The sequence below is a fragment of the Pantoea sp. EKM103V genome (assembly GCF_011800365.1).
Taxonomy (GTDB): domain Bacteria; phylum Pseudomonadota; class Gammaproteobacteria; order Enterobacterales; family Enterobacteriaceae; genus Pantoea; species Pantoea anthophila.
Genome location: NZ_JAALFQ010000001.1, coordinates 207,492 through 232,020 on the forward strand (window position 1 = coordinate 207,492; position 24,529 = coordinate 232,020).

Annotated in this window: 27 protein-coding genes, 1 tRNA gene and 2 pseudogenes; 18 read left to right on the forward strand and 12 right to left on the reverse strand. The window is 55.8% G+C overall.

All coding sequences use genetic code 11. The features are described 5' to 3' along the window. Positions 1–504, forward strand: coding sequence for a DUF1198 family protein (locus HFD97_RS01040; protein ID WP_167431149.1), 504 nt, complete (start codon positions 1–3; stop codon positions 502–504). 94 nt (positions 505–598) lie between these two features. After that, positions 599–675, forward strand: a tRNA-Arg gene (locus HFD97_RS01045). A 15-nt stretch (positions 676–690) separates the two neighbouring features. Here the strand turns inward: HFD97_RS01045 and HFD97_RS01050 are convergent. The 5 genes and pseudogenes from HFD97_RS01050 to HFD97_RS22450 all read right to left on the reverse strand — a co-directional run. Further along, positions 691–951, reverse strand: a pseudogene (locus HFD97_RS01050) (tyrosine-type recombinase/integrase); the annotation flags it as partial. 257 nt (positions 952–1,208) lie between these two features. Next, positions 1,209–1,559 carry a glycoside hydrolase family 19 protein gene (locus tag HFD97_RS01055; protein WP_244319727.1) on the reverse strand — a complete coding sequence of 117 codons (351 nt, stop codon included), beginning with the start codon at positions 1,557–1,559 and terminating at the stop codon, positions 1,209–1,211. Between the two features lie 112 nt (positions 1,560–1,671). Beyond that, complete coding sequence (locus tag HFD97_RS01060) at positions 1,672–2,124, reverse strand: DUF943 family protein (protein WP_058956341.1); 453 nt, start codon at positions 2,122–2,124, stop codon at positions 1,672–1,674. After that, the gene (locus HFD97_RS01065) at positions 2,117–2,920 is read right to left on the reverse strand and encodes a DUF3289 family protein (RefSeq protein WP_167431148.1); all 804 of its coding nucleotides are present in this window, start codon (positions 2,918–2,920) and stop codon (positions 2,117–2,119) included. Before HFD97_RS01065 ends, HFD97_RS01060 begins: the two co-directional genes overlap by 8 nt. 253 nt (positions 2,921–3,173) lie before the next feature. After that, positions 3,174–3,416: pseudogene (locus tag HFD97_RS22450) on the reverse strand (tyrosine-type recombinase/integrase); the annotation flags it as partial. A 448-nt stretch (positions 3,417–3,864) separates the two neighbouring features. Here HFD97_RS22450 and HFD97_RS01075 point away from each other — a divergent pair. Continuing rightward, on the forward strand, positions 3,865–4,113 hold the full coding sequence (locus HFD97_RS01075) for a hypothetical protein (RefSeq protein ID WP_140028199.1): 249 nt from the start codon (positions 3,865–3,867) through the stop codon (positions 4,111–4,113). Positions 4,114–4,165: 52 nt separating this feature from the next. Here HFD97_RS01075 and HFD97_RS01080 read toward each other — a convergent pair whose 3' ends face one another. Beyond that, positions 4,166–4,399: a SymE family type I addiction module toxin gene (locus tag HFD97_RS01080; protein ID WP_058956340.1), complete on the reverse strand. Its 234-nt coding sequence runs from the start codon at positions 4,397–4,399 to the stop codon at positions 4,166–4,168. 386 nt (positions 4,400–4,785) lie between these two features. Then, the gene (locus tag HFD97_RS01085) at positions 4,786–5,004 is read right to left on the reverse strand and encodes a hypothetical protein (protein ID WP_167431147.1); all 219 of its coding nucleotides are present in this window, start codon (positions 5,002–5,004) and stop codon (positions 4,786–4,788) included. Between the two features lie 261 nt (positions 5,005–5,265). Here HFD97_RS01085 and ddpX point away from each other — a divergent pair, with 261 nt between their 5' ends. After that, on the forward strand, positions 5,266–5,853 hold the full coding sequence (gene ddpX / locus HFD97_RS01090; protein ID WP_167431146.1) for a D-alanyl-D-alanine dipeptidase: 588 nt from the start codon (positions 5,266–5,268) through the stop codon (positions 5,851–5,853). Between the two features lie 133 nt (positions 5,854–5,986). On the opposite strand, the gene HFD97_RS01095 is transcribed toward ddpX, so the two are convergent. Beyond that, positions 5,987–6,223, reverse strand: coding sequence for a DUF2171 domain-containing protein (locus HFD97_RS01095; protein ID WP_003854080.1), 237 nt, complete (start codon positions 6,221–6,223; stop codon positions 5,987–5,989). Between the two features lie 195 nt (positions 6,224–6,418). On the opposite strand from HFD97_RS01095, the gene HFD97_RS01100 reads away from it, so the two are divergent. The 8 genes from HFD97_RS01100 to HFD97_RS01135 all read left to right on the forward strand — a co-directional run bounded on the left by HFD97_RS01100 (position 6,419) and on the right by HFD97_RS01135 (position 13,323). After that, on the forward strand, positions 6,419–7,015 hold the full coding sequence (locus HFD97_RS01100; protein WP_167431145.1) for a DUF1349 domain-containing protein: 597 nt from the start codon (positions 6,419–6,421) through the stop codon (positions 7,013–7,015). 104 nt (positions 7,016–7,119) lie between these two features. Continuing rightward, entirely contained in the window at positions 7,120–8,139 is a 1,020-nt protein-coding gene (locus HFD97_RS01105; protein ID WP_167431144.1) for a DUF481 domain-containing protein, read from the forward strand. A gap of 103 nt (positions 8,140–8,242) precedes the next feature. Beyond that, entirely contained in the window at positions 8,243–9,208 is a 966-nt protein-coding gene (locus HFD97_RS01110) for a magnesium and cobalt transport protein CorA (protein ID WP_009091558.1), read from the forward strand. 359 nt (positions 9,209–9,567) lie between these two features. Further along, positions 9,568–10,932, forward strand: coding sequence for a cytochrome ubiquinol oxidase subunit I (locus tag HFD97_RS01115; RefSeq protein WP_167431143.1), 1,365 nt, complete (start codon positions 9,568–9,570; stop codon positions 10,930–10,932). Positions 10,933–10,941: 9 nt separating this feature from the next. Continuing rightward, entirely contained in the window at positions 10,942–11,877 is a 936-nt protein-coding gene (locus tag HFD97_RS01120) for a cytochrome d ubiquinol oxidase subunit II (protein ID WP_167431142.1), read from the forward strand. Positions 11,878–11,936: 59 nt separating this feature from the next. Then, positions 11,937–12,452 (forward strand): hypothetical protein, encoded by a 516-nt coding sequence (locus tag HFD97_RS01125; RefSeq protein WP_167431141.1) that lies wholly within the window; start codon positions 11,937–11,939, stop codon positions 12,450–12,452. Between the two features lie 12 nt (positions 12,453–12,464). Beyond that, the gene (locus tag HFD97_RS01130) at positions 12,465–12,914 is read left to right on the forward strand and encodes a DUF421 domain-containing protein (RefSeq protein WP_167431140.1); all 450 of its coding nucleotides are present in this window, start codon (positions 12,465–12,467) and stop codon (positions 12,912–12,914) included. A 175-nt stretch (positions 12,915–13,089) separates the two neighbouring features. Next, entirely contained in the window at positions 13,090–13,323 is a 234-nt protein-coding gene (locus HFD97_RS01135) for a hypothetical protein (protein ID WP_150029393.1), read from the forward strand. Between the two features lie 19 nt (positions 13,324–13,342). Here HFD97_RS01135 and HFD97_RS01140 read toward each other — a convergent pair whose 3' ends face one another. Beyond that, entirely contained in the window at positions 13,343–14,239 is an 897-nt protein-coding gene (locus HFD97_RS01140) for a lipid kinase (protein ID WP_167431139.1), read from the reverse strand. Positions 14,240–14,409: 170 nt separating this feature from the next. Here HFD97_RS01140 and HFD97_RS01145 point away from each other — a divergent pair, with 170 nt between their 5' ends. From HFD97_RS01145 to HFD97_RS01155, 3 genes are all read left to right on the forward strand, one after another. Further along, the gene (locus tag HFD97_RS01145; RefSeq protein WP_009091548.1) at positions 14,410–14,682 is read left to right on the forward strand and encodes a cupin domain-containing protein; all 273 of its coding nucleotides are present in this window, start codon (positions 14,410–14,412) and stop codon (positions 14,680–14,682) included. Positions 14,683–14,694: 12 nt separating this feature from the next. Next, positions 14,695–15,120 (forward strand): DUF4186 domain-containing protein, encoded by a 426-nt coding sequence (locus HFD97_RS01150; RefSeq protein WP_046101396.1) that lies wholly within the window; start codon positions 14,695–14,697, stop codon positions 15,118–15,120. 138 nt (positions 15,121–15,258) lie between these two features. Further along, a complete protein-coding gene (locus HFD97_RS01155) occupies positions 15,259–15,576 on the forward strand; it encodes a hypothetical protein (RefSeq protein ID WP_033736382.1) in 318 nt (105 codons plus the stop codon). 296 nt (positions 15,577–15,872) lie between these two features. Here HFD97_RS01155 and HFD97_RS01160 read toward each other — a convergent pair whose 3' ends face one another. Next, a complete protein-coding gene (locus HFD97_RS01160) occupies positions 15,873–17,099 on the reverse strand; it encodes an AI-2E family transporter (protein WP_167431138.1) in 1,227 nt (408 codons plus the stop codon). A gap of 352 nt (positions 17,100–17,451) precedes the next feature. Between HFD97_RS01160 and HFD97_RS01165 the strand changes: the two genes are divergently transcribed. Then, entirely contained in the window at positions 17,452–17,781 is a 330-nt protein-coding gene (locus tag HFD97_RS01165) for a hypothetical protein (RefSeq protein ID WP_009091543.1), read from the forward strand. A gap of 14 nt (positions 17,782–17,795) precedes the next feature. Here HFD97_RS01165 and HFD97_RS01170 read toward each other — a convergent pair whose 3' ends face one another. Further along, entirely contained in the window at positions 17,796–21,557 is a 3,762-nt protein-coding gene (locus HFD97_RS01170) for an NAD(P)-binding protein (RefSeq protein WP_167431137.1), read from the reverse strand. A gap of 605 nt (positions 21,558–22,162) precedes the next feature. Between HFD97_RS01170 and HFD97_RS01175 the strand changes: the two genes are divergently transcribed. Both HFD97_RS01175 and HFD97_RS01180 read left to right on the forward strand, forming a co-directional pair. Next, on the forward strand, positions 22,163–22,855 hold the full coding sequence (locus HFD97_RS01175) for a DUF421 domain-containing protein (RefSeq protein WP_167431136.1): 693 nt from the start codon (positions 22,163–22,165) through the stop codon (positions 22,853–22,855). 139 nt (positions 22,856–22,994) lie between these two features. Beyond that, positions 22,995–23,201, forward strand: coding sequence for a hypothetical protein (locus tag HFD97_RS01180; protein ID WP_009091537.1), 207 nt, complete (start codon positions 22,995–22,997; stop codon positions 23,199–23,201). 69 nt (positions 23,202–23,270) lie between these two features. On the opposite strand, the gene HFD97_RS01185 is transcribed toward HFD97_RS01180, so the two are convergent. Continuing rightward, entirely contained in the window at positions 23,271–24,464 is a 1,194-nt protein-coding gene (locus HFD97_RS01185) for a zinc-dependent alcohol dehydrogenase (protein ID WP_046101401.1), read from the reverse strand. Positions 24,465–24,529: the final 65 nt, after the last annotated feature.

A 24,529-nucleotide genomic window follows, 5' to 3' on the forward strand; every position in this document is an offset into this window, starting at 1 on the left:
ATGATTTGGATAATGATTGCTACGCTGGCGGTGGTATTTGTCGCTGGATTTCAGCTGCTCACCGCTGGCTCACGCCACGCCGCCCAGCGGCTCAGCAAACGGCTGCGTCTGCCACCGGTACAGGTGGAATCGATGATCTCTATGATGGGCAAAGAGGCGGCGAAAGAGTTTACCGACTATCTCAGCAGCGACAATGAAACGCATCTGCATAATGGTGCAGCGGTGCTGCTGATCTGGCAGGTGTTGATTGTTGACGGCAGCGAAGAGAACAGCCAGCGCTGGCATGCGATTCTCAGGCATGCCGGTTTTCCACCGCTTATCAGCCGCCAGCAGCTGCTGCTCGCGCTGGGCTTTCTGCGACAGCTGGAGCCAGATAGCCAGGAGCTGCACGCACTTCGTGAGCAATACAATGCGCGTTTCACATCACAAGGGATTGAGCTGGAAGGAGAATTCACCGGCACCAGTAAACTTGTGTCACTCAGCGAATGGCGCAAGCGTCACTGACGCCGATTGGTTATTACATCAGCACTTCGCTGTCGGGAAATGGCAAAAACGTTGACGTACCCGCTTCCCGACGTATAATCCGTGCCATCTCCATGCGCCCTTAGCTCAGCTGGATAGAGCACCGGCCTTCTAAGCCGTAGGTCACAGGTTCGAATCCTGTAGGGCGTGCCAAATAAATTCAATGACTTACCCCCCTCCTCCGACTACCTGATTTTCCACATGGGACAGATGTGGGACACGACTGCCAAAAATCGCATCAATTTGCTGTGCATGCTCCGTTAAGTGGTTAGGTGCAAGATGAGCATATCGTTGTACCATTTCGATACTCTCCCAGCCTCCCATTTCCTGAAGTGCTCACAGCGGAACGCCAGACTGGATTAACCAGTTCGCCCAGGTGTGCCTCAGGTCATGCAAATGGAAGTCTTCAATCCCTGCCGCTTTCAGACCGATATTCTGGGGTGATGTGAATCTTACAGGTTCGCATACTCCAGTATTTCTTCACCCATCAGCGTACAATCCACGTCCGAATAATACATAAAGCGCATACGGTATTTACCTTTATAGATATATCCCCAAATTTCAAGAGCGTCTAATTTTTGGGTGCCGCCTTGCGGATTCTTAATCTTTGCCAGCGGGGTAACTTTTTTATCAATAGAGATTCTGTCACCGTTATCCCGATAGAATGACAGCAGCTTTAATGTTTTTCATTGAGCAATCCCCATTTCCTTTTTAATACGATCCAACGCCAGATGCCTTTGAGTAAAGCCATTCAGGCCACCATTAACAAGCAGTGTAACGGCTTTCAAATCGTCTTTATCCGCACGTGGATTAACGAACCGTGAGACCCAGAACCCGCACGCTGTTCTGACTGCAATGTCCGGATAAACGGCAACGGAATCTGGATGATTGACCAAATCCTTATGTAGAATTTTGCCGTAGCGGTCATAATTTTCTCTGCCCGTAAGATGCAGCATCCTACGGCCAATATATTCAGGTCCGTCTCCCGGAAAGTTGTTGCCGACATTGCGGCCTGTTCTTGTATCTGGCTCTTTCAATGAGTGCAGGGAAACTGTCTGTTTCAACGCATGAAAAGGTTGATGAAAACTAAGTTTAATCCTGTGACGATAAAAGCTTAAAAAGAGGAAAATTATGCCTGTTTTATCTTTATTATTTCTCTTCAGCTTTTAATTTACCATCTGGCGTTAAGGTGTATGTATGCTCATCTATATTAATATAGCTTTTACTATTAAGGCTTCCTCTAACAATAATTGCTATGCTGTTATAAACACATTTCTTATTCTCGCCATTACTATCATCAAAGCAGGTATAGTCATCAATTGAACCATCTCTGGTTCCTTTTGGTAATTGTTCATAACCGCCGAAGTTCATGACGATAACTGTGTAATTATCGGGAGTGCTGATAATATGATATTTTTTCTGAAGTGAATCTTTATTTTTCAACCACCAGTTTAGTTTTCCTTCAGTAGTCATTGGTAGATGTTCGACAAAAACTGCACCATTATTAACTCTGACTATTTTGGCTGGCTTTGTAGCAATCCATACGCAGTATGCTGTTATTAAAAAAATCACAACTACGCTAATCCTTTTGTATTTAAACATTGTTTTCTCCTGTCAATGTTATAGTAGCCTCGAAATTTGTGAAAAATGGCTTCTGAGAAAAATGCTTTGCTCTCTGTAGAACGAACCATATTCTAAAGAAAGCAATAGAGTTAAATTTAACTTTTAAGATATCTTCTTTATCTAAGCCAAAATGATCTTGTGCTCTGTATTTGACAGTCGCACTATATTTATTGCCCTGAAAGGTCAGGCTTTCTATAGAGATTTCTGTGCTGTTTATATCGTGAACAGTAATGCCCATTCCATTGACGAAATCTTTCCATCTTGTGTATTTAGGTAGGCGACTTTTAGACAACACATTTGAAAAATGCTCTTTCGTCAATTGTGACTTATTAAAATCAAATTGCTCGATAGTGCTTTTAATTATGGATAATGTGCTATCGATAGAGTTGTCACTCAATATGAGATTTCTGTAGGCATTGTTCATAAAAGGATGTTGAAAATCATTTCCATTACTACGTTCCATGTGATTGAAAAGATTTATAATCAAGCCTTGGTATGGTCCTCGGAAAGAAAAAGCATAGGACTGAGATCGTAGCTCATCATATAATATCGCAATAGCTTTTTCTCTATTAACCGGCTGTATAGAGTGAGTAGCAGGATGCTGATAGGAGGGACCAAAAGTAGCCCAATCGATGAAAGTTGATACTTGCCCGAGATGATAATGCTTTTTTAGTAAATCAACATCCATATCGCCACTTTGCATGTCATCGGCATTTCTGTCATTGAAGCTTTTTTTTGTAGTGAAGATGATCAGTTTTTTGTCGATTCCTTTCATTTAAAAATCAATCCCTTTTATTCAAATGTTTGAGTATTATACATTTTCTGTTTGTAAAGTAAGTTAAGAATCTTCTCAACATTGTTCAGAGTCATCGACGCCCACACGATCATGCAGTGATGAACTTTAGCCGTGAGAGTAGTCATTTTCTAAAGAGTCATATTTGGAGGCAGATCACAAATTTAAATGAAAAAATCACATATGCAACAGATAACTGGCTCGAAAGTTATAATCCTGCATCGATTTCAGTGGCTTACGCCATATTCCACCCTACCTGATTTTCTCCTTGTGTCATATTTGTGTTGTTTTCCTCCAAAAGTGAGTCAACTTTGCGCGCATGTTAAGTCAGATGGTTAGGTGCCAGATGAGCATATCGACGCACTATTTCGATGCTTTCCCATCCGCCTATTTCCTGCAGCGCGGACAGCGGAACGCCAGACTGGATTAAGCAGTTCGCTTAGGTGTGTCTTAGGGCATGAAAGCGGAAGTCTTTCACTCGCAACTGGATGGGGCGGTTATGAGCAGCGACAGCTCGGTGACGAAGGTGGCGGGTGAATGGGGGCGAGCTGAGCCGCAGAGCACGCGAACCAGACGCTGTCGCCGCTATTTGACAAGGAGCGTGAGTAGAACCGGCTGCGTGAGACGCAGCTGATAGGTAAAATCAGTAACCGGGCGGCGGACATCCCACGGAAAGAGGAGCAGATAGCCGCGACGAAGGCCGCGAACGAACGGGTGAAGGATGTCACGCCGGGGCAGCTGAAGACGGCAGAGGCGGGGCGAATCCGGGTAAAAAGCCAACGGCTGGGGACATCAGCGGGCAGGCTTACCAGACTTTCTATACCTAAATTAAAGGAGCAGTAGCTGAATCTGCTGGTTCTGAATATCCTGAAAGTTCCGAACAGAACCTGGCTGAAAAAGTTCAGCAGCAACTGGAGAAAAGAGTGATGCAAAATAAGAAAATTAAACTCTTATTATTATTGATTTCTTCATGGGTAGTGGGCCTTTTCATTATTCTTGTAGGTGGTCGAATATTTATATCTCTGGCATCCTATTTTTTATCAGGTGATTTTGATTTTTATCGAAATGACTTAGTCAGAGCAGCTGAAATATCAATTGGATGTGGGGTGATTATTGGCGTAGGACAATGTCTCATGTCGAAAGAGAAACCGTCCTCGCCTTCAAATCCTGAGTGATGTACATAAATCATGGCCTTGTTGCCGGGATTTTACATTATGTGTCAGCCAGTTACCCTTCAGTCGCCAGCTGGATGATTAACCGTCCCGGCCCGGTGATTACCTCGATCTTTTGCCCGGTGGTAAAGCCCAGCGCTTCCAGCCAGCGTCCCTTGATGGTGAGCTGTGGCAGCGGGTTCGGCTGACCTTTATTGGGTCGGTATCCCACTCTGTAATAATGCGCCCGCGATTCGCTGGCGGCGGTTGTGGATGTGCGTGTCTCTGACTTATGATGCGTGTCAGCCATGATCAACTCCTTCTTAGTTGCTTATGGTCAGCGGCTGCTGCGGGTTGCCGCCCGCTTCAGCCGCGCAAAAATCTCTCTTTTCGCGCTTCCCGTTCTGTTATTCCCTGTTTAAATATACAACTTCTGCCCGGTAAACGCGCTGAAACTTAAATATAATCTTGCGATGCCTCTCTGGAAAAATGAATTCTTTCCATTTCACATTTTTCTTATCTCTTCTTTCTTATGAGGTCTGTAATATCTGCTCTGGGCGGGCATTCATATTGTGAATCTGTGTTATTCGCCTTCAGTCCCTCTCAAAAATGCCGCTGCTCCTTACACTCAGTATATTTTTTATGGTTACGCCTGAGGCTCAGCGGGATTTCTGATGGCTGCCAATGACGCGCTTTTTACAGACTGCGTCGTTTAGCTTTGTGATATAACCAGATGCCAGTGAAGGCAAGCAGCACAGAAAAAAGCGCCTTTAGAAGAATCACTGTGAATCCGAAGCTATCCATAGCACTTTCACCATCACCATTAGTCTGGCCTGCAATCAGTGATGTGATGAATCCTTCGGGTATAAGAACCCAGGAAGCGAAAAGGATTGCCATAAATATCCCTATTTTCATTGCGAGACACCCTTTGTGAAATGATGAACATCAATGCAGCAGTATGCAACCCCATCATACACCGGAGTCGACACTATTGAGTGGGTGAATCCTGAAGCTATTGCGAAGCCTTAAATATGCCAGCCACCACATTGAGTAATCACGCTGCCACAGCAAGCCTCATCACACACTTTCCTTCCCCCTGCCGCAGTGCCATGATACCCCTCATCATCACCGTTCATGGCCAGCCTGACACAGCGCATAAACAGGGAACTCACCACCATGGAAAATAACCATCTGACAGACATCGCTGACGCCTTTCCTCAGTTAGCCATCGATCTGAAATACGCCACCGCCGACAACCTCACCGGGCAGCCAATCTACCGCGACGCGCGCTGTCTGCTGCACGCAGATGCGGCAAAAGCGCTGGCGAAAAGTATCGATATTGCAGAGGTCGCAGGCTATACGCTGCTCATTCTCGACGCATACCGGCCTCCTGAAGCGCAGGCGATCCTCTGGCAGGCGTGCCCGAATCCGGACTATGTTGTTCCCCTGGCACTCGGCTCTAATCACAGCCGGGGCACGGCGGTGGATGTGACGCTGATCGACGAGCGCGGCGAGATAATGGATATGGGCACCGGCTTTGATGAGATGAGCGAGCACTCTCATCCTTATCATCCTGCGGTAGCCGTGCAGGCGCAGCGCAACCGGCTGCTGCTCAATGCCATCATGCTGGGAGGTGGCTTTACCGGCATTGCAACTGAATGGTGGCATTTTGAACTGCCCGATGCCGGGCGCTATCCACTCATCGAAGGACTATTCGGCTGCTATGCAACAACGCGAATGGAAAATATCAGCCTGTCTTCGTAAAGGACGCAGGTTTTATTACAGGCGAAAAGTTTATGCAGTAATAAATTTAAAGGGATAGAGAGAACGGGCGGGGCAGGGCGCAGAAACAGGTACGTGAAATAAATACGCCGTGGCGGGAGCCACGGCGACGATATTATGCAGACTGCCACTCGCTTTCAACGTCAGCTTTGGCTTTAGAAAGGATGACTTTGTTATCGTCAACCTCTTTCACCCAGCTGAAAGGAATAATGTGGTGTTTGCCGCCCGCTTCCGGATCGCTTTTCGCCAGCTTAATTTTGTCGTCACCTTCGAAATGATCGACGATACCGACATGTTCACCGTTAACATCAACAACCTGGGCGTGATCTAAAATTTCTGATTTATCTACCATGGTGGCTTAATCCTTATATTTAATGAGTTCAGTTGCCGTCAGACAAAACAAGTCTGGCTGTTAAATGCCGTTTTAGCCAGGCGATTAACAAAATGAAATAGTTAAGCTGACTGGCCCTGATGGCGATGGTGATCAGACCGATGACCTCGCTGCAGGCCAGCCTGCAGACGTTTTACCTTACTGAAAGGAGTGACCATGAGAGCAGTCAGTTCAATAACGGCCGAAGGCGGCGTCTGGATTAATCAGCCGCCGGTGCACAGTCTGGATGGTGAAACATTGCAGTTTGAAACCGCGTTAAACAGTGATTTCTGGCAGCGCACCTGGTACGGCTTCGAACGGCACAGCGGCCATGCATTTGGCTTCTGGGTGGAACACGACTTTACCGTTCAGGTGCAGGTGAGGGCGGACTTCAGCCAGCTTTATGACCAGGCCGGTCTGTTTATTCAGGACAGTGAAACGCACTGGGTTAAAGCAGGCATTGAGTTTAACGATGACCAGCCTGCTATCGGCAGCGTGGTCACGCGCGAGTTTTCTGACTGGTCTACCGGTGTTTTCCCCGGTGATGCGCGTCAGTTCTGGATGCGCGCCACGCTGGAAAAGGCGGCATTGCGAATCCAGTACTCCACCGACGGCCTGACCTGGCCACTTTTGCGGCTCTGTCCCTGGCCCGGTCAGGCGCGGCGTTTTGTCGGCGTGATGGGCTGCTCGCCGGAGCGGCAGGGGCTGGCGATCCGTTTTTCCGACTTCAGGCTGGGGCCTCCCCTCAGTAAAGATCTGCACGACCTGTCATAACCGGGGCGGCACATTGCATATCGTCACGGAATCGGCTTAATTGTCAGGTCAAAATTTGCGGTGACGCGTCGTCCATGCAGGACGACGCCTTTTCAGGGAAAGCTATGCGCTGTGCCACCTCGTTTACCACACTGCTGGTTATCAGCTGCTGCGCCGGATGGGCTCAGCAGGCCGTCGCCGATACCGTCTGGCTGAATAATGGCGACCGGCTCACCGGCACCATCCGTTACTTGAGCGATGGCAAGCTGGCGATAGAGACGCATTACGCCGGCACGGTCACGCTGGACTGGAATGCGGTCAGCACCCTCGCCAGCGACAATCCGGTGAATGTTGAAAACAAAAAAACCGGTGAACATTATCAGGTGCGGCTCTCCTCCTCGGATCCCGGCTACGTCTGGGTGGAACGCGACGAGCAGGAGCAGCAGGTCTCCGTCAGGCGCATCGATGAGTTTATGAAAGCCAAAGTCCGCAGCGATCAGCTCGCCTGGACCGGCAACATCGACGCCGGTATGAAGGTCAAAAAGGCCTCTACCAAAACGGACGACTACAGTTTTGCGCTCAACACCAAGCTGAACCAGGGAAAATGGCGGCATGATATTGGCGCAACCTACAATCGCGAGCAGGAAAACGCGAGTGTCAACACTGACAACTACAGCCTGCGCTACGCCGTTGACTATCTGTTCCGGGAGCAGTTCTTCTGGCAGGCACGCGCCACCTATAAGCGCGACTGGGTGGAGAATCTGTCGCGCCAGGCACTGATTGGCACCGGTCCCGGCTATCAGCTGTGGGACACCGAACTCAGCAGCTTCTCGCTCTCCCTGCTGGGTGGTGCCTTTGAGTATGGTTACAGCGATGACCGGGAGGAGCGCCACTTTGGCGGCTCGCTGCGCTGGAACTATCAGCGCTATCTGCTGGGCAAATCGGTCACGCTCTACAGCAACGGTGATGTCGGTCATTCGCTGGATGACGACGGCGTATTCATGCTGGATGCGGAAGTTGGCCTGCGCTACAGCCTGACCTCCTGGTCGACCCTGCATGTTGGCTACCATCGTAATCTGGTCAGCGGCATTCCTGATACCCTGAACGAAGGGATCTTCTCCACCGGATTAGGCCTGAAGTGGTAACCCGCTGACGACACACTGTTGCAGCAAATCCTTACGGTTTTTATCCGGTTACGGGCGCGGGATTGGCTAAGCTGCTTCTATTGTCACAACGGGAACACAGAAGATGATCGTAAGCAGCAGGGTGTATCGTCCGGGATGCGCGGGCGAAGAGATAGACGTTGAGGATATCAGCGACGTGATTAAAGAGCCGGAGGCGTTTATCTGGCTCGGCCTGTGGCAGCCAGACGCGGCGTTTATGGCAAAGATCAAAGAAGAGTTCGGACTCCACGAACTGGCCGTTGAAGATGCGCTGAATGCGCATCAGCGGCCCAAGATCGAACATTATGGCGAGTCGCTGTTTATCGTGGTGAAAACGGTGCGTGCGAAAGATGACAGCTGTGAACTGGGCGAAACCCATTTCTTTGTCGGAAAAAATTTCCTGATCAGCATCCGTCACGGTGCCTCGGAGAGCTACAGTCCGGTGCGCGAACGGGCGGCTGAAAATCCGGCGCTGCTGAAACTGGGGCCGGGTTATCCGCTCTACTGCCTGCTCGATTTTATTGTCGACCGTTATGCCGAACTCTCCACCTCGCTGAACGAACGCGTCGGGCAGATGGAGAACGATCTCTTCACCAGCGAATTTGACCGTCGATCGGTACAGGCGGTCTATACCGTGCGGCGGCAGCTGCTGAAGCTGCGCAATGCGGCACTGCCGCTGGAGGAGATCTGCAACCAGCTTATTCACCTGCATGAGGATCTGATCCCGCGCCCGCTGCGTGCCTATATCCGGGACGTGCAGGATCACGCCCGCCATGTGGTGACCGATGCGGAAGATATGCGCGAGATGCTCACCAGTGCCATGCAGGTCAATCTGGCGCTGGTGACGGTGCAGCAGAATGAGGTGGTAAAAAAGCTGGCGGGGTGGGGCGCCATCCTGGTGATCCCGACCGTGGTGTTCAGCATGTATGGCATGAACTTCGAACATATGCCGGAGTTGAAGTCGCATTATGGCTATCCGCTGGCAGTCGGTCTGACGCTGCTGGCCTGCGGCGGATTGTGGGCCAGGCTGCGTCGCTCCGGCTGGCTGTAGGGCAATCCAGAGGCGGACGAATTAATTCTCCGCCTCGCTTAATGCTTATTTTCGTTATTTAAGCGCAGCGCATCTGATAGGGCGATAATATCTTTTTTATCGCTGTTCACCGGATGGCAATTAATGTGGATCTGCACGTGCTGTTATTCCTTCCCGGTCGATGCTGGCTGAATTTTTATTTCTTCACTACGATAAACTGACAAAACGAGAGGCGACTTACCGTCTGGCGAAATAAGCCTGACGCTGATGAGAGGCAATAAGATCAGGAGAGATTCAGATGAAAGAACGGCTTGCGGCGGCGTGTCTCTCCTCATCCGTCACGCACTCCGGCGGATCTGAGGCTTCGGGACGATACTGCCATGAATGACAGCGACTGGGTGCTGGCAATTGCCCGGACGCAGTTTGCGCTGACCATGGGCATGCATATTACGCTGGCGGCGCTGACGCTGGGACTGGCCCCCTTTCTGGTGTGGTTTGAGGCGCGCTGGCTGTGGGGAAAGCAGCAGGCTGCACGGGATGCGCTGCACTTCTGGCTGACGCTCTTTTCCCTGACGGTGGCGATAGGTGCCGCCTCCGGCGTCGTCATGGAGTTTCAGTTCGGCACGCACTGGGCGCGCTTTTCACAGCAGGCCGGCGGCGTGATTGGGCCGTTAATGTTCTATGAGGTGCTGGTCGCGTTTTTTCTCGAATCGGCCCTGACCGGAGTGATGCTGTTCGGCTTCAACAAAATCCGGCCCGGCGTGCATTTTGCCGTGACCTGTCTGGTGGCGTTCGGCGCGCTGCTCAGCGCCTTCTGGATTCTGGCTGCTAACTCATGGATGCAGACGCCGGTCGGCTTTACGCGCGATCCGAACGGGGTTTTTCTGGCCGACAGCTGGCGGTCGCTTTTGCAGGCTCCCTCCTTTGTGTGGCGCTTCAGCCATATGGTGGTCGGGTCGCTGATTGCCGTGGCGGTGATGATCGCGGGCGTGGCGGCGTGGCGACTCCGGTATTTCAGCGGGGAAGCGGCTTCGCGTCTGATGCTCAACAGCGCGCTGACGTTGCTGCTGTTTGCGGTGCCACTGCAGATCGTTCTCGGCGATCTGCACGGTGAAAACACCCGCGACTACCAGCCCGCTAAACTGGCTGCGATGGAAGGCAGCTGGCACCAGCCAGCCCCCGGGGAGGGGGAACCTCTGCGGCTGTTTGCGCTGCCGGACCAGCAGGCGCAGCGCAACATTCTGGAGGTCACTCTGCCCGCACTCGGATCGCTCTATCTGCGCCACAACCTCTCCGGCCACATTAAAAGCCTGAGCGAATTTCCCGCGGATGCCATCCCCCCGGTGCTCCCGGTCTTTTTCGCTTTTCGCCTGATGGTGGGGCTGGGGGTGATTATCCTGGCGACCACGCTGGCGGCGAATCTGCAGCGCTGGCGGGGAGGGCTGACCACGTCGGGGCGTTTTCTGCGCTGGCTGACATGGCTCTCACCGGCGGGCTTTATTGCCCTGCTGTCAGGCTGGGTCGTGACCGAAGTCGGGCGTCAGCCGTGGACGGTCTATGGCCTGTTACGCACCGCACAAAGCGTCTCGCCGCTGTCACTCAGCAGCACGCTGGGCATCTTCGTGGCGGTGCTGCTGATCTATGCGCTGACCTTCGCCCTCGGCTTACGCTATCTGGTGCGCCGGGTTAAAGGTGAGATGCCATCGGGAGAACCGGTGGTGATTGCGCTGAAAACGCCCCATTAGGAGAGTGACATGGCCGAACTCTCTGCGCTGATTATCTGTCTCTCTCTGCTGCTCTACCTGCTGCTGGATGGCACGGATCTGGGCGTGGGGATGCTTTTCTGCTGGTTTCACGATGATGAACAGCGTGAACTGATGACGCACAGCATTCTGCCGGTGTGGGATGCGAATGAAACCTGGCTGGTGCTGGCGGCGGGTGGGCTGCTGGCGCTGTTTCCGCCGGTCTATGCGCTGCTGTTCAGTCAGCTGAGTGTTCCACTGTTTGCCATGCTGCTGGCGCTGCTGGTGCGGGCGATGGCACTGGAGTATCGCGCTCAGAGTTCTCCCCGCCTGCGTCGCTGGCTGGATCGCCTCATGGCGGGCAGCTCCGCGCTGGCGACCTTTATTCAGGGCTGGTGCGCCGGCATGATCATCAGCGCTCAGCCGCAGACCGGCCTGCCGGATGGACTGAGCCTGGTGCCGCTGCTCAGCGGCGCGGGCCTGATGGCGATCAATTCGCTGATGGCCTGCTGCTGGATTGGCTGGCGCATTGGTGAGCGGGTACAGCCGCTGGCGGCGGCACTGAGCTGGCTGTGGTGGCTGCTGGCGCTGGTTATTTTTCTGGCCGACCTCTATCTCAATGCCGATCTCTGGCGGCAGAGCTGGCAGCGACCGCCGGGCAGGATCGCAGCAGGCGCGATAGTATTGCTCTGGATCGCCCTGCCGGTGGCCTTGTGGCGCGCCAGGCCGCTACTGCAACTCATTCTGACGCTTATGCTGATTAGCGCACTCTTTAGCGGCGTATTGTGTGGCCTCTATCCGTGGCTGGTGCCCTATCAGTTTACGCTCAGCGACAGCGCCGCCTCGCCGGTCACGCAGGGTTTTGTGCTGGTGGGAGCGGTGATTGCGATGCCGCTCACGCTGCTCTACCACAGCTGGTCGTTCTGGGTTGAGCGACGCGCGAAATAATGCCCGTCCGCTATGCTTCAGGCAGCGTGCTGCAGAGGCGGGTACGCTTACCAGAGGGAATGAGAGTGAAGAGAGATCGCGTTGTGAGTCGGGACTACCCGATAAAAGAAGATCTTCGCTGGGTACGGCGTGAATGGCTGATTCAGCGGGCAGGGGAGTATCTGTTAATTCTGCTGGTGATTCTAGGGGCGTGCGGCCTCTTTTCTAAAGGGGTGCTGAGCGATGGCCATAGCCGCTCGCCAGACGGCACACTTCAGGTTGAATATGAACGGTTCGGCCGGACCGAAAGCAATATGGATATGCGGATTGGCTACAACGCACCCGCCGGCGATCGCTTCACGATCACGATTGGCGGCGGCGCGCTGAATAATCTGCAGATCCAGACGCTGCAGCCGCAGCCGCTGGAAGCCGTGACGATCGGCAGCGATCTGCGGCTGACCTTTTCCAGCGGTGACACCGGGGCGGATCACGCGATCTGGCTCGGCCTGCAGCCACGCGATGCGGGCCTGATTCACGTCACGATTCAGGGCGATGATCACGCACCGGCCCGATTTACTCAATGGATCTATCCCTGACAGAGGCACTTTATGGAAACGGTTTTACGCGCTGCAGCGATCTACCTGGTTCTGATGGTGGTGTTCAAAATTGCGGGCAGACGCACGCTGTTGCAGATGACCTCTTTCGATCTGATCTTGCTGCTGATTATCAGCGAAGCCACGCAGCAGGCGCTGCTGGGCGATGATTTCTCGGTGACGGGCGCGGCGCTGACGATTATCACGCTGGTGACGATCGACATCGTAATGGGAAAACTGAAAAGCCGCTTTCCGGTGGTGGAGCAGGCGATCGATGGCGGTCCGGTGATTCTGGTGGAAAACGGCAACCTGCTGACCGAACGTATGAAGATGACCGGGATTGATCCTGACGATGTGCTGGAGGCGGCGCGTTCCGGACCGGGACTGGAACGGTTTGATCAGATTAAGTATGCCGTGCTGGAGGTCAACGGACATATTTCGGTTATCCCCCGCGCGGACAGCTGACCGCCACAGACGGCAGGGTCCGCCGGGCTGCGGATGCCACGCCTGGCGGGCAGGGTGAATCTCGCTTCGCTTGCTATTCAGCCGATCTGCGCCAGGCTGAGTAACCGAACCGTGTTTTATTTTCTGAGCTGGCCTGACACTCAATCAGCGTTATGCTTAACAAGTCAGGTATATAGTGAATGATTTTAACCGTTTTACGTTCTATCCGGTCACCGGCTGGCACATCGGCCCGTTAAGCGGGCACGCCGCGCTGGTGCTGCAGTTCAGCTATCTCGATCCTCAGGTCCCGCGCGCGCGATCGGCGCAGGAGTCGCTGTTTTTTGGCCTGACCATCGAGATGGCGAAAGAGCTGGTCAGCAGCCTCACCACGCAGATCAACGACGCCGAAAAGAACGGCACTCAGCATTAACCCCGCGATGTGACATCCGCTATTCCGCTGTCGGACCGGCAGGGGCATAAACCTGTATGGCCCCTGCGATCAGGCGAAAATGGGCGGGCGTCTGTCCGATAATCTCGCCGTCTGCATTGATGTAATGGGGACGGCGCGTTTCGATGGTGAGCGCCGTCGTGCTGAAGGTGCGCACGTTGCGCCAGCGACCCTGCGTACCCCGTCGCAGAAAGGGCAGCAGCGCAATCAGCTGCCAGCTGTGCCGGACCTCCAGGCTGTAAACGTCCAGCAGCCCGTCGTCGGGTGCGGCGCGCGCTTCGACCGTCATCCCTCCGCCATAAAAACGGCCGTTGCCCACGGAAACCTGAACGGTCCGGATGGGCATGCGCTGCTCCTCATGGATCAGGGTGGCGCTGAACGGACGGCTCTGACGCAGCAGCCGCAACGCCGCCAGAGCATAACCGCCGACTCCCCAGCGTTTTTTCGATTCTGCGGTGAGATTGCGCGCCAGCTCGGCGGAAAAGCCGATGCTGGAGACGTTGAGAAACAGATGCTGATTCACCTCCCCCAGATCGACTGCGCGCAGCTGCCCGTCAGTGATAATCTGCACCGCCTGCTCCAGCGTGGCGGGGATGCCGAGCGTCCGGGCAAAGTCGTTGGCGGTGCCCAGCGGCAGGATCCCCAGCGGCAGGCCGGTCTGCATCACGCCCGGCGCGGCGGCGTTAAGCGTGCCGTCCCCCCCGCCAACGATCACCGCATCAATGCGATGGGCATAAGCCGCGATGAGTTCGCAGTAGCTGCGGCTCTCCTCCTCAGCCGGTTGCAGCAGGGTGATACCCGCCTGAGTCAGCAGCGTCCTGGCCCTGCTGGCCGCCGCACGGCCTTTACGCGAACGCGGATTGATCAGCAGCAGGGCGGTTTTCAGAGGGTGAGACATATTTTTCCGTCATCCTGATGTCAAAATGGCTGGCACGAGGCGGAAAGTACAGCATCGGTATGCGCGGTGAACAACCCTGCTTGCGCTACTTTACGTAACCACCGGCGTGCCATAAATGGCGATAAAAATCGTCTACACTACCAGGGTCGGTTCCATATCGAGGAGTGACAATGACAGAAGATGAATTCAGAAAACGATTAGCCGGAGAGGGGTTTGACGAGCCACTGCTGGTGGAACGTGCGCCCGCCACCGAGCTCGACAATCATGTCCATCCCTTTGAAGCACTGGCCCTGATCCTCAGTGGTGATATCACCATCAGTACAGAACAGGGCGAGACCACTTACCATCCGGGAGAGACGTTTCACCTGCAGCCGAATGAGCTGCATCGTGAGGCGTTCGGGCCGCAGGGCGTCCGCTATCTGGCGGGACGGAAATATGAGTGACGGGCGGGCAGTATGACGGTTTCTGACGATCTCTTTGCCCGCCTGGCGCGCTCGCCATTCCGCCAGCGCTTTCGACTGGGGCGCGCGGAGTATGATTATGCGCTGAGCAAAGGCGAGCCGGTGTTGCGTGAGCATGCCGCAGAGTTTGTTGCACAGCGGCTGGCGCCCGCCCGGCCTGCGCGTGATGGCAAACAGACGCCGATGCGCGGTCATCCGGTGTTTATCGCCCAGCACGCCACCGCGACCTGCTGTCGCGGCTGTCTGAGCAAATGGCACAATATTGCTCAGCAGCAGCCCCTGAGCGCAGAGCAGCAGGCCTATGTGGTGTCAGTGCTGTTGCAGTGGATCAGCGATCAGATGCAGCGTCCCGCACCGCCCGCGCGGGTGGTCAGAAAGACGACGAAGCCGGATGACGATCCGCAGCTCGCGCTCTGGTAACGGACGATCAGGCTGCCCCGGAGGGAATTTTCTGGTGAAAACTGGCCCTTTTTCATTCCTGGTTTATTCTTAAATCTTTCCTGGAATCGCTATGCCAGGATTAAAACCTACACGGCAACAATGAATACAGAGGGAATTATGAAGAAATCAATTATTGCACTGTCTGCTATTTTGCTGGCCTCGCCGGTATTTGCTGCTACCACTACCGATAACACCGTTGCGGAAGCGCACAAAGGCGCGGATACCGCTAAAGAAAAACTGCATCATGCGCAGAATCAGGGCGAAGAGCTGAAGCTGAAATCTGAGCACGCGGCGGAAGGCAAGAGCCACACCACCGGCAGCAAAATCAGCGAAGGCACCCAGAAGGGCTGGCACAAAACGAAAGAAGGTGCCGAGAAAGGCTGGGATAAAACCAAGCAGGGCGCTGAAGATCTGAAAAACAAAGCGACCAACTGATTCGCTGCCATTTCAGATAAAAAAGAACCCACCGAAAGGTGGGTTTTTTTATGGCTGCAATGCCAGGGCAGATTGCTTTGATATTGAGCCTGCCCCGGGAGCAGGGGCAGATCGGAAAGTCGCTTATGCCATCCATGGCCGCTCGGCCCGCACCGTCCCTGGCGCGGGACGCTTTCCTCTTCTGACCCTGTTCCCGACGCGTTGCGCGTTTTCATTGCTGCCTGATTAACCGGGTCTTAAATTTTGTAGCCTCTGAAAACCCACCGAAAGGTGGGTTTTTTTATTTCCAGAGAAAATCAGGCTTTGCTGGCGGCGGCTTTTTCTTTCTCCGCCGCCGCTAAGGCTGAGACTTTCATCTCCGCGTCAGCCGCTGCTTCGGCTGCAACGGCGGCGGCTTCTGCCGCGGCCTCGGCGGCGGTCTCAGACTGTTTCTTGCCCTCTTCGATCACCTCTTCGTCGATGACTTCGATGTTCTCGCGATTATCGCGACCGGAGAGCAGGTTCCAGCAGGCGATGAACAGCGCCGCAATCACCGGACCGATGACAAAACCGTTGATGCCGTAAATCTCCATCCCGCCCAGCGTGGCGATCAGGATCAGGTAGTCAGGCATTTTGGTGTCTTTACCGACCAGCAGCGGACGCAGGATGTTATCCACCAGCCCCACAATCACCACGAAGAAACCGACCAGGAAGAGGCCTTTCCACACGGCACCGGTGGCGAAGAAGAAGACCGCTGCAGGCACCCAGATAATGGCGGAGCCGACGGCCGGGATCAGGGAGAGGAACGCCATCAGCGCCCCCCACAGCAGGCTGCCGTCAATGCCGGTGAACCAGAAGGCCAGCCCGCCGAGAATACCCTGCACGATGCCGACCACAACCGTACCTTTGACCGTCGCACGCGCCACCGCGGCAAACTTCACCAGCAGGTGATGCTTGACGAAGGTCGAAAGCGGCAGCGCTTCCAGGATCAGATGCACCAGATAGGAGCCATCTTTCAGCAGGAAGAACAGCAGATAGAGCATCACGCCAAAACCGACGGTAAAGCTGAAGGTGCCCCTGCCGATGATGAATGCGCTGCCTGCCAGGTACTGGCCGCCCTTGAGGGCAAACGAGGAGAGCTTCTGCTGAATCTCTCCGGCGGTATCGAGATTATTTTCAGCCAGATAGTGTTTTGCCCAGCGCGGCAGATGCTGCAGCAGGTCGGCAAAAACCGCCGGGAACTGCGCCGAGTTGGTCTGCAGCTTGTGATAGACCGCATTGGTTTCGACCACCAGCGATGAGGCGATAATGGCCAGCGGCGTAAACACAATCAGACAGATGCAGAGCAGGGTGAGCAGTGCGGCCAGGCCATTGCGTTCCCCCAGCCGGCCCCGCAGATAACTTTTCAGCGGATGGAAAATGACCGCCAGAATTGCCGCCCATAAAATCGGCGAGAAATAGGGCGAAAGCACCTCAAAAAAGGCGAACGTGGCGATCGCCAGAATCAAAATGAAAAATCCGATGTTCAATCCTTTAAAACGCATGGAAAAACCTCATCTGGAACATACTCTGATAAACCCGAAGCACGAATTTTCCGTGTCTGGCTTCGCTTGCACTGACCGCTCATCACTGAATATCGATCAGGCTTTACTCTTTAAATGCTGCCAGTGGCAGCTTCATGCAGGCTAACGCGTTGAAATTCAGGGCAGAAGCGGGGAACGGCGGATGTGCGTTCACGGCGTCGCGCCCGGACAGTCACGCACGGCAACTGACCATCACGCGCGGGATCCTACCTTAGCGTAGCGGTTTCAACCATTATTGGTAGGTCAGTCACTCATGATCGCGGCGGAATCTGCCGATAACCCGGTTAATGAGGTGAACATCGGGCGATGAAAAATGCATAACAGGATAATTCTGGCGGCGCTGCTGGCGCTGTCGCTGACAGGCTGTGCCACCAAGCACTATCCGCAGGCCACGGCGGTGACGCCGGAAGAGACGGCGATGCTCAGTTGTGGCGCGCTGGATCAGGAGCTGGTGAAAGCGCACGGCGTACAGAGCGATATTGAGCAGACCGGTCGGTTTGACGCCCTGACCGTGCTGGGCTTCGTCGGCGATTTTGGCCTGGGCAATGGCATTGCGAAATACAATGCCAGCCAGAAGGTGGCGCGGCGCGTCAGCCAGTTGCAGTCGCTGAAAGCCGCGAAGTGCAGCCAGCCTCTTGCGTAGCTGGCTGCGTCGGGTCAGCCGCGCGTCCGCTCGCTGACATGCTGCAGCCGGACATTTTCGGCGGCGCGCTTACCGGCGAGGAAAGCGTGGTCGGAATTGTAATATTCCCACTCACTGTAGCGGCCTGACAGATGGATATCCTGCGTCAGCAGCCACTGCCGGATCAGCGCCACGTTCGCACTGCGCGCATGGTCGTAGATGACGTAGGCGTAGGGCATATCGACCTCTGAGGCGCAGAGCAGCGGATCGCTCTCGCTGATCATCCCGACCCGGATGCAATCCTGACGGCAGCGTTCAATCAGCGCATCGCCCGTCAGCGGCAGCGGATGGGCGGCGTTGTAGGTGATTTCACAGGTTAAGCCGAACCCGCCGGGGGGATTGCAGTGCGGGCTGGCATTGCCCTGCACAAAGATGCGGTGAAACAGCGTGTCGCCCGGATAGTAAATCCAGTGTTTTTCGGTCAGGTCAGCCCGGCCGATGCCCAGGTTCACGCAGCGCACCGAGACAAACTGCAGCTGCTGTGCCGCCCGCTGTACATTCTCCGGCGCCTCATCGCCCATCAGTTTAATCAGTTCCGGCAGCGGCATGGTGCTGATCAACTGCTCATAGCGGTAGTGGCGTCCATCCGCCAGCAGCGCGACATGCGCCTGCGGATAAATCCGGCTCAGGGTGGCATCCGTTTCCAGTTTGCACTTCAGGTGCGGCAGAAAGCCGGACATCAGCGCCTGGAAGCCACCGCGCAGCGGATAGCCGAAGCGGGCGTTAGGCCCCACCGGTTTTGCCAGCGGCTGCAGTGCGCCATCGATAATCTGCGCCAGGTCGGGCAGCGGCACGCGTCCGCCCAGCCACGAGGTCTCCATCTCAGTCAGCGGCACTTTCCACAGTTTCTGGTTATAGGGCAGGGCAAAGTGGCGTGCGATCCCTTTCCCCCAGGTGCGCAGGATAAAGTGCTGAAAATCCTCTTCGCCTTCCACTTCACCGGCCAGGCTGCCCTCATCCGCTATCGCGCCATCGGCACAGCAGTCCCGTCGCGCCCGCGCCCGATCCAGCGGCACCGCGGGCGCGGCCGTTTCGCCATAGCGCGCCTCGATTGCGCCCAGCACGCACTCTTTTACGACCTCAACCGGCAGACCGTGCAGCGCCGACTGGAAGGGATAGCGGGTATAGATGCCGTCGTTCCAGACCCAGGCCTCACGCGCCTGCCAGTGCAGATTGTCGCCGAGCAGCATCTCGTAGAGCTGCAGGACATAGGGGTCCTGCGAAAACATAATGTGACCGGCATAGTCGAAGGTAAAACCCCGATCGTCGATGGAGCGGCACCAGCCGCCCGGCGTGGCATTTTTCTCCAGCAGCACCGCGCCTTCACCATAGTGATAACCGGCGCTCAGTCCGGTTGGCCCGGCACCGACAATCAGGCAGGGCACCGCTTCGCTCTCCAGCATCGCCGGGGTTAACGGCGTCACGTTCGCCTGGGCACTGGCTGGCGTGACCGGTTCACCGGCAGGCTGCGGATGCGTCAGAGCCTGCTGGATCAGGGCCTGTATCTGTTCTGCCGTGCGATCCCAGGAGGTCGCGTCCACTCTTACCTGCATCCGGCCCGCCAGCGCCAGTCGCTCAGCCACACTGAGGGTCATCGCCTCTTCACAGGCGGCAATAAAGGCGGCAGGGGTCTCTGCCACCGCCACTTCTTCAGCGTAATGTCGCGCCACGTCCACGATGGCGGTACTGACAATCGGCAGCTGTGCCGCCATATATTCCAGCACTTTGGTGGGCGAGATGAAACGCGTCGAGGCGTTAATGGCAAAAGGCATCAGGCAGACATCCCAGCCCGCCAGGAACTGCGGCAGCGCCTGATAGGGCTGCTGGCCGAGCCAGTGAATGTTGTCGCGCTGCGGCAGGCTGGCGGGATCGATTTTCACCACCGGCCCGACCATGATGATCTGCCACTCCGGATGGCTGTCCGCCAGCGCGGCAATCAGCGGCAGATCGATACGTTCATCCAGTACGCCGTAATAGCCAAGCCGCTTTGCCGGGATCGCATCCTGAAGCGGATGATGGTTACTGCGATCGCGTGCCTGCTCAAAGTGGACGGCATCCACGCTGCTGGGGAAGCAGTAAACCTGATGATGTTTATCGCGCTTTGCTTCATAGAGGCTGGAGCCGCCGGTGAACACCAGATCGGCGCGGGTCATCAGCGCCGATTCGCGCTGTTGCAGCTGGCGCGGGGCGTTGTGGAAGGCGGAGAGTTCATCCATGCAGTCGTAGATCACCAGCCGGGGTTTGAAGGGGGTGAGCAGCGGCAGAGCCATGGGGGTATAGAACCAGATCAGCGGCTCCTCCTCCTCCTCCAGCAGCGGGGCGAGCAGCAGCAGCAGTGGGGCAATCTGACTGTCGTGAAAACCGGGCGCGTCGTGGTGGGTATGCGGCTGGATCACGGTGATATTTGCTGCAGGCGAACTCTGATGCAGGCCAGGTGGTCCCGCCTGCCAGACCGGCTCCTCGACGAACAGCACGCGATAGTGCTGTGCCAGACGGGTCAGAAGCTGCTGCGGGCGCTGGAAAACAAAGCCCCAGCGTAAATGACTGAAAACGATAAGAGCGGGTTTGTTCATGACAGACTCCTGACAGGGGGATGAGGAAGGGACGATGTGCTGCAAAAAGCGCTGCGCCTGGCGCAGGGCGTCGGCATAAGGCTGCTGTAACTGGCGGGCGTAAGGATCGGGCCCTGACAGGTCCAAATCCCATAACCCGCTGCGGGTCCAGAAGGTGGTCTCCTCCCAGAGGGGACGATCGAGAATCGGATAGAGGCAGATGCCGAGCATCTCAACACCCGCCAGCTGCGCCTGCGCCACCTGGGCGGCGATCTCGCCGATCCAAGCTCCGCGTCCGCTGCCGACATGGCTGGTTTCTGCCAGCAGCAGCGGCCGCTGATAACGCTGCCAGATCTGCTGCAGCATCTGATGCAGCGGCAGGCGGCGGCTGTCGCCCAGATGCCACCAGAGTCGCTGATTCGAACCCTGCTCCCACTGGTTGTCGTGGTAATAGTTGACGCCCACCAGATCGAGATAGCGGGGCGCGCCGCCCAGCTCCGGATCACGTCTGCCACTCAGCATGTCCCACGCCTGGTACTGGGTGTCACACAGGGCACGTGCCAGCCCGTCGCTGTCGGGATCGGCGGGATCGGGCACGATATGGATCAGCGGATCGCAGTGCAGCAGGCGGGCGCGCGGATCCGCCTGCCAGATCGCATCACAGGCCGCCAGCGTAGCCCGCACCAGCTGACGCTTGGCGGCATCCGCCCGATCGGGTTCAGGGATCGCCTCACAGGGAAAGAGTCCGACGGAGATACCCCAGCTGAGGAAAGAGATCTCATTCATCGGTGAATAGACCGGCGCAGACGAATACCAGGGGGCGAGAAAGCGGGCCAGGGCGCCGCAGAAGGCGGCAAACCGGCTGACAAAGTCATCACTGAACAGCGTGACGTCAGCGGGCCAGCCGTAGTGACAGAGTGTCCAGCTGAGCTGAATACCCTGCTCACGTGCGGCCACCATCCGCGCTGCGACGGTCGAGAAGTCATAGCGTCCATCGCGTTCACACAGCCGCCAGCCCACGCTTTCGCGCACTGTGCGAAGAGAAAAGGGGGCCAGGGCGGCATAATCCGCCGCTGCACGGCTCTGATGCTGATTCAGATCGTTCATCGACAGCGCAAGACCGGCAGGATTGATATGATCGGCCCCTTCGTAACCCGCCTGCCAGAAACTGGAAAAAGGCGTCATGGCATCTCCCGAAAAAAAGCAACACGCTTCCCGCTGACGCGCCGTCGTGAAACGGGTCAGGGCGTTATGGGTATGCAAAGCAGACTGGCCGGTCGGGCCACTCTCAACGAACGGGCGATCCCTGCCATAAGCCACAGACGCTGAATGGCAGGCATCAGCACCTGTTGCAAAATGGACGAGTGAGATAGCAGGTTTCACAGACAGCGCTATCGGCAGGAAAAAGAGTGGCTTCTCTGAATGTTAAGTGATGAGGTGGAAGCCTTACTGGAAAGTATAGGCTGGGTAATGTTCTTGGCAAATTATTGAACTAAAAAGAAAAAACGCAGCGGCAAAAAGAAGCCAGCCAGAAACAGGAATTTTTTGCTTCCGTTTCAGTCGCCAGCAAAATAAGCGCAGCGTGAGGCGAGGCTGCCCCTTTTTCAGCTTTGTTAACCTTTTCCGCAGCCTGCAGAACGGTCAGACTCGCCCGCTTCAGGCTTACAGCTTCGCTTGCCTTTTGGCGAACAGGCGACAAGCTTGACGTATCGCTGGCCTGGATCTGCGGGCCAATCAATCGGCGGCGGCGAAGAGACGCCCCCCCTTTAAAACAGGATGTTTAGCAGACTATGTTCTCATTCGACTGGCACCGTTTTTTGCTCAACGATCAGCCCGCCACCTTTTTATTTGAGGTGGTGGCGCGTGTCCTGATCGCTTATCTGGTGGTATTTACCTTTCTCAAAGTCTCCGGGCGGCGCGGCGTGCGTCAGCTGTCTCTGTTTGAACTGGTGGTGATCCTGACGCTGGGTTCCGCCTCCGGTGACGTGACGTTTTATGATGATGTGCCGGTGCTGCCGGTCATTATGGTGTTTGTGGTTCTGCTGTCGCTCTACCGTCTGACCACCTGGCTGACGGCGCACAGCCCGCGCTTTTCACGACTGATTCAGGGGGATGTGATTACCCTGATTAAAGACGGGCTATATGTGCTGGAAAGTCTGGATCGGCTGAATATTTCCGAAGATGAGTTCTATATGGAGTTGCGGCAGAGCGGCGTGGAACATCTGGGGCAGATCCGCCTGGCGCTGGTGGAGGTCGATGGCCAGCTGAGCCTCTATTTCTATGACGACGATGCGATGCGCGCCGGCTTAAGCGTGCTGCCTCCCGCGCACCGGCAGGATTACAGCACGGTCCCGACGAGCGGGCTTTATGCCTGCACCCATTGCGGCCAGACCCGGACCATTGAGGCAGAGCAGCAGGCGGTCTGTCCACGCTGCCAGCGCCAGCGCTGGTCTGTGGCGCTGACCGTGCGCCGGTTGCACTGATGGCCTCAGCCTGGAAAGCTGAACCGCAGCTAAACGCGTTGCAGCTTGTTCCCGGTTGCCACATAACTTTGCCTGTTACTGACAGAAAATGAAAACGCTTCGGGCAGCATAGCGTCACCGTTATCAAAGAGGTGTGCGTATGAAAGTGAGGCTGGCCAGTGGGTTACTTTTTTTACTGTTATCGTTTGGCGCGTTTTCACAACAGGTGATTAGCGAAAGTCACCCCCATTCACGCAGCGCGCGACTGCTGGAACAGGGAAGCCAGGTGGATACGGCGGATACGCCGGATGAACATCTGCTGGAGGGACGGGAGGGGCGGAGCACTCTGCAACGCAGGCCGTTTTAAGATAACGCCCCGGCAGAGCACGCTGCCGGGGCACCAGAGAGCCGAATCTGAACGCGTCAGACCCGCAGGTTACAGGGTGGCCTGCGTGGGTGACAGGCCAGGCACCAGAATCACCTTGCGGCACTCCTCTTCCCGTTTGTTGAAAATATCGTAGCCGCGGGCCGCATCCTCCAGCGGCAGATGATGGGTCACAATCTCTTCCGGTGTCAGGTGGCCCTGCTCAATCAGCTTAAGCAGGTCAGGCAGGTAGGCGTGAACGTGGGTCTGTCCCATCTTAAAGGTCAGCCCTTTGTCGAAGGCGTCACCAAACAGGAAGCCGTGAATAAAACCGGCATAAACGCCCGGCACGCTGACGATACCGCCACGCCGCACCGCCGCAATACACTGGCGCAACGCTTTACCGCTGCTGCCCTCCAGTTTGAGGTTGCTGAGCACGGTTTCCGTCAGGCTGCCTTTCGCCTCAAAGCCCACGGCATCAATCACCGCATCCACCCCGCGATTGCCAGCGCTCTGTTCGATGATCCAGCCTGCCGGGTCATCAATTTCATCGAAGTTAATCGGGATAACGCCATAGCGTTCACGGGCAAAGTTTAAGCGGTAGCTGTTATGGTCGATCATGTAGATCTGTTCGGCCCCCTGCTGGCGGGCGCAGGCGGCGCTGAGCAGCCCCACCGGCCCGGCACCGAAAATAGCCAGGCTGGAACCGGGTCTGACCTCGGCATTTTTCACCGCCTGCCAGGCGGTTGGCAGGATATCGGAGAGGAACAGCACTTTCTCATCCGACAGCACCGGCGGCACTTTAAACGGGCCGGTGTTGGCTTTAGGCACCCGGACATACTCAGCCTGTCCGCCGGGCACACCACCGTAAAGTTTGCTGAAGCCAAACAGCGCGGCCGGCGGAGTAATATTTTTGCGGTTCAGGATGGCACCCCGGCCGCTGTTGGTGTTCTCACAGGCGGCATACTGATTAAGCAGGCAGAAAAAGCAGTCGCCACAGGCGATAACGAACGGGATGACCACCCGATCGCCTTTGGCGACGGCCGTGACCGCACTGCCTGTCTCAACCACTTCGCCCATAAACTCATGGCCAAAGATATCACCGTGGCCGGTGCCGGGAATTTTGCCGCGATAGAGGTGGAGGTCTGAACCACAAATGGCCGTGGCAGTCACACGCAGAATAATGTCATCTGCGGCTTCCAGGCCGGGATCGGGGACGTTATCCACGCTGACTTTATGCGGGCCGTGGTAGGTTAATGCTTTCATCTGTTCATCTCCTGCTGATAAGGGAAGTGCGGTCAGACCGTGAGCCGTGACCACTCGCGGGGAAG

What these genes read in the sequence shown, in the direction of transcription:
- HFD97_RS01040 (WP_167431149.1), top strand. Translation starts at nt 1, where the DNA reads ATGATTTGGATAATGATTGCTACGCTGGCGGTGGTATTTGTCGCTGGA.
- HFD97_RS01060 (WP_058956341.1), bottom strand. Translation starts at nt 2,124, where the DNA reads ATGTTTAAATACAAAAGGATTAGCGTAGTTGTGATTTTTTTAATAACA.
- HFD97_RS01065 (WP_167431148.1), bottom strand. Translation starts at nt 2,920, where the DNA reads ATGAAAGGAATCGACAAAAAACTGATCATCTTCACTACAAAAAAAAGC.
- HFD97_RS01075 (WP_140028199.1), top strand. Translation starts at nt 3,865, where the DNA reads ATGCAAAATAAGAAAATTAAACTCTTATTATTATTGATTTCTTCATGG.
- HFD97_RS01080 (WP_058956340.1), bottom strand. Translation starts at nt 4,399, where the DNA reads ATGGCTGACACGCATCATAAGTCAGAGACACGCACATCCACAACCGCC.
- HFD97_RS01085 (WP_167431147.1), bottom strand. Translation starts at nt 5,004, where the DNA reads ATGAAAATAGGGATATTTATGGCAATCCTTTTCGCTTCCTGGGTTCTT.
- ddpX (WP_167431146.1), top strand. Translation starts at nt 5,266, where the DNA reads ATGGAAAATAACCATCTGACAGACATCGCTGACGCCTTTCCTCAGTTA.
- HFD97_RS01095 (WP_003854080.1), bottom strand. Translation starts at nt 6,223, where the DNA reads ATGGTAGATAAATCAGAAATTTTAGATCACGCCCAGGTTGTTGATGTT.
- HFD97_RS01100 (WP_167431145.1), top strand. Translation starts at nt 6,419, where the DNA reads ATGAGAGCAGTCAGTTCAATAACGGCCGAAGGCGGCGTCTGGATTAAT.
- HFD97_RS01105 (WP_167431144.1), top strand. Translation starts at nt 7,120, where the DNA reads ATGCGCTGTGCCACCTCGTTTACCACACTGCTGGTTATCAGCTGCTGC.
- HFD97_RS01110 (WP_009091558.1), top strand. Translation starts at nt 8,243, where the DNA reads ATGATCGTAAGCAGCAGGGTGTATCGTCCGGGATGCGCGGGCGAAGAG.
- HFD97_RS01115 (WP_167431143.1), top strand. Translation starts at nt 9,568, where the DNA reads ATGAATGACAGCGACTGGGTGCTGGCAATTGCCCGGACGCAGTTTGCG.
- HFD97_RS01120 (WP_167431142.1), top strand. Translation starts at nt 10,942, where the DNA reads ATGGCCGAACTCTCTGCGCTGATTATCTGTCTCTCTCTGCTGCTCTAC.
- HFD97_RS01125 (WP_167431141.1), top strand. Translation starts at nt 11,937, where the DNA reads ATGAGAGTGAAGAGAGATCGCGTTGTGAGTCGGGACTACCCGATAAAA.
- HFD97_RS01130 (WP_167431140.1), top strand. Translation starts at nt 12,465, where the DNA reads ATGGAAACGGTTTTACGCGCTGCAGCGATCTACCTGGTTCTGATGGTG.
- HFD97_RS01140 (WP_167431139.1), bottom strand. Translation starts at nt 14,239, where the DNA reads ATGTCTCACCCTCTGAAAACCGCCCTGCTGCTGATCAATCCGCGTTCG.
- HFD97_RS01145 (WP_009091548.1), top strand. Translation starts at nt 14,410, where the DNA reads ATGACAGAAGATGAATTCAGAAAACGATTAGCCGGAGAGGGGTTTGAC.
- HFD97_RS01150 (WP_046101396.1), top strand. Translation starts at nt 14,695, where the DNA reads ATGACGGTTTCTGACGATCTCTTTGCCCGCCTGGCGCGCTCGCCATTC.
- HFD97_RS01155 (WP_033736382.1), top strand. Translation starts at nt 15,259, where the DNA reads ATGAAGAAATCAATTATTGCACTGTCTGCTATTTTGCTGGCCTCGCCG.
- HFD97_RS01160 (WP_167431138.1), bottom strand. Translation starts at nt 17,099, where the DNA reads ATGCGTTTTAAAGGATTGAACATCGGATTTTTCATTTTGATTCTGGCG.
- HFD97_RS01165 (WP_009091543.1), top strand. Translation starts at nt 17,452, where the DNA reads ATGCATAACAGGATAATTCTGGCGGCGCTGCTGGCGCTGTCGCTGACA.
- HFD97_RS01170 (WP_167431137.1), bottom strand. Translation starts at nt 21,557, where the DNA reads ATGACGCCTTTTTCCAGTTTCTGGCAGGCGGGTTACGAAGGGGCCGAT.
- HFD97_RS01175 (WP_167431136.1), top strand. Translation starts at nt 22,163, where the DNA reads ATGTTCTCATTCGACTGGCACCGTTTTTTGCTCAACGATCAGCCCGCC.
- HFD97_RS01180 (WP_009091537.1), top strand. Translation starts at nt 22,995, where the DNA reads ATGAAAGTGAGGCTGGCCAGTGGGTTACTTTTTTTACTGTTATCGTTT.
- HFD97_RS01185 (WP_046101401.1), bottom strand. Translation starts at nt 24,464, where the DNA reads ATGAAAGCATTAACCTACCACGGCCCGCATAAAGTCAGCGTGGATAAC.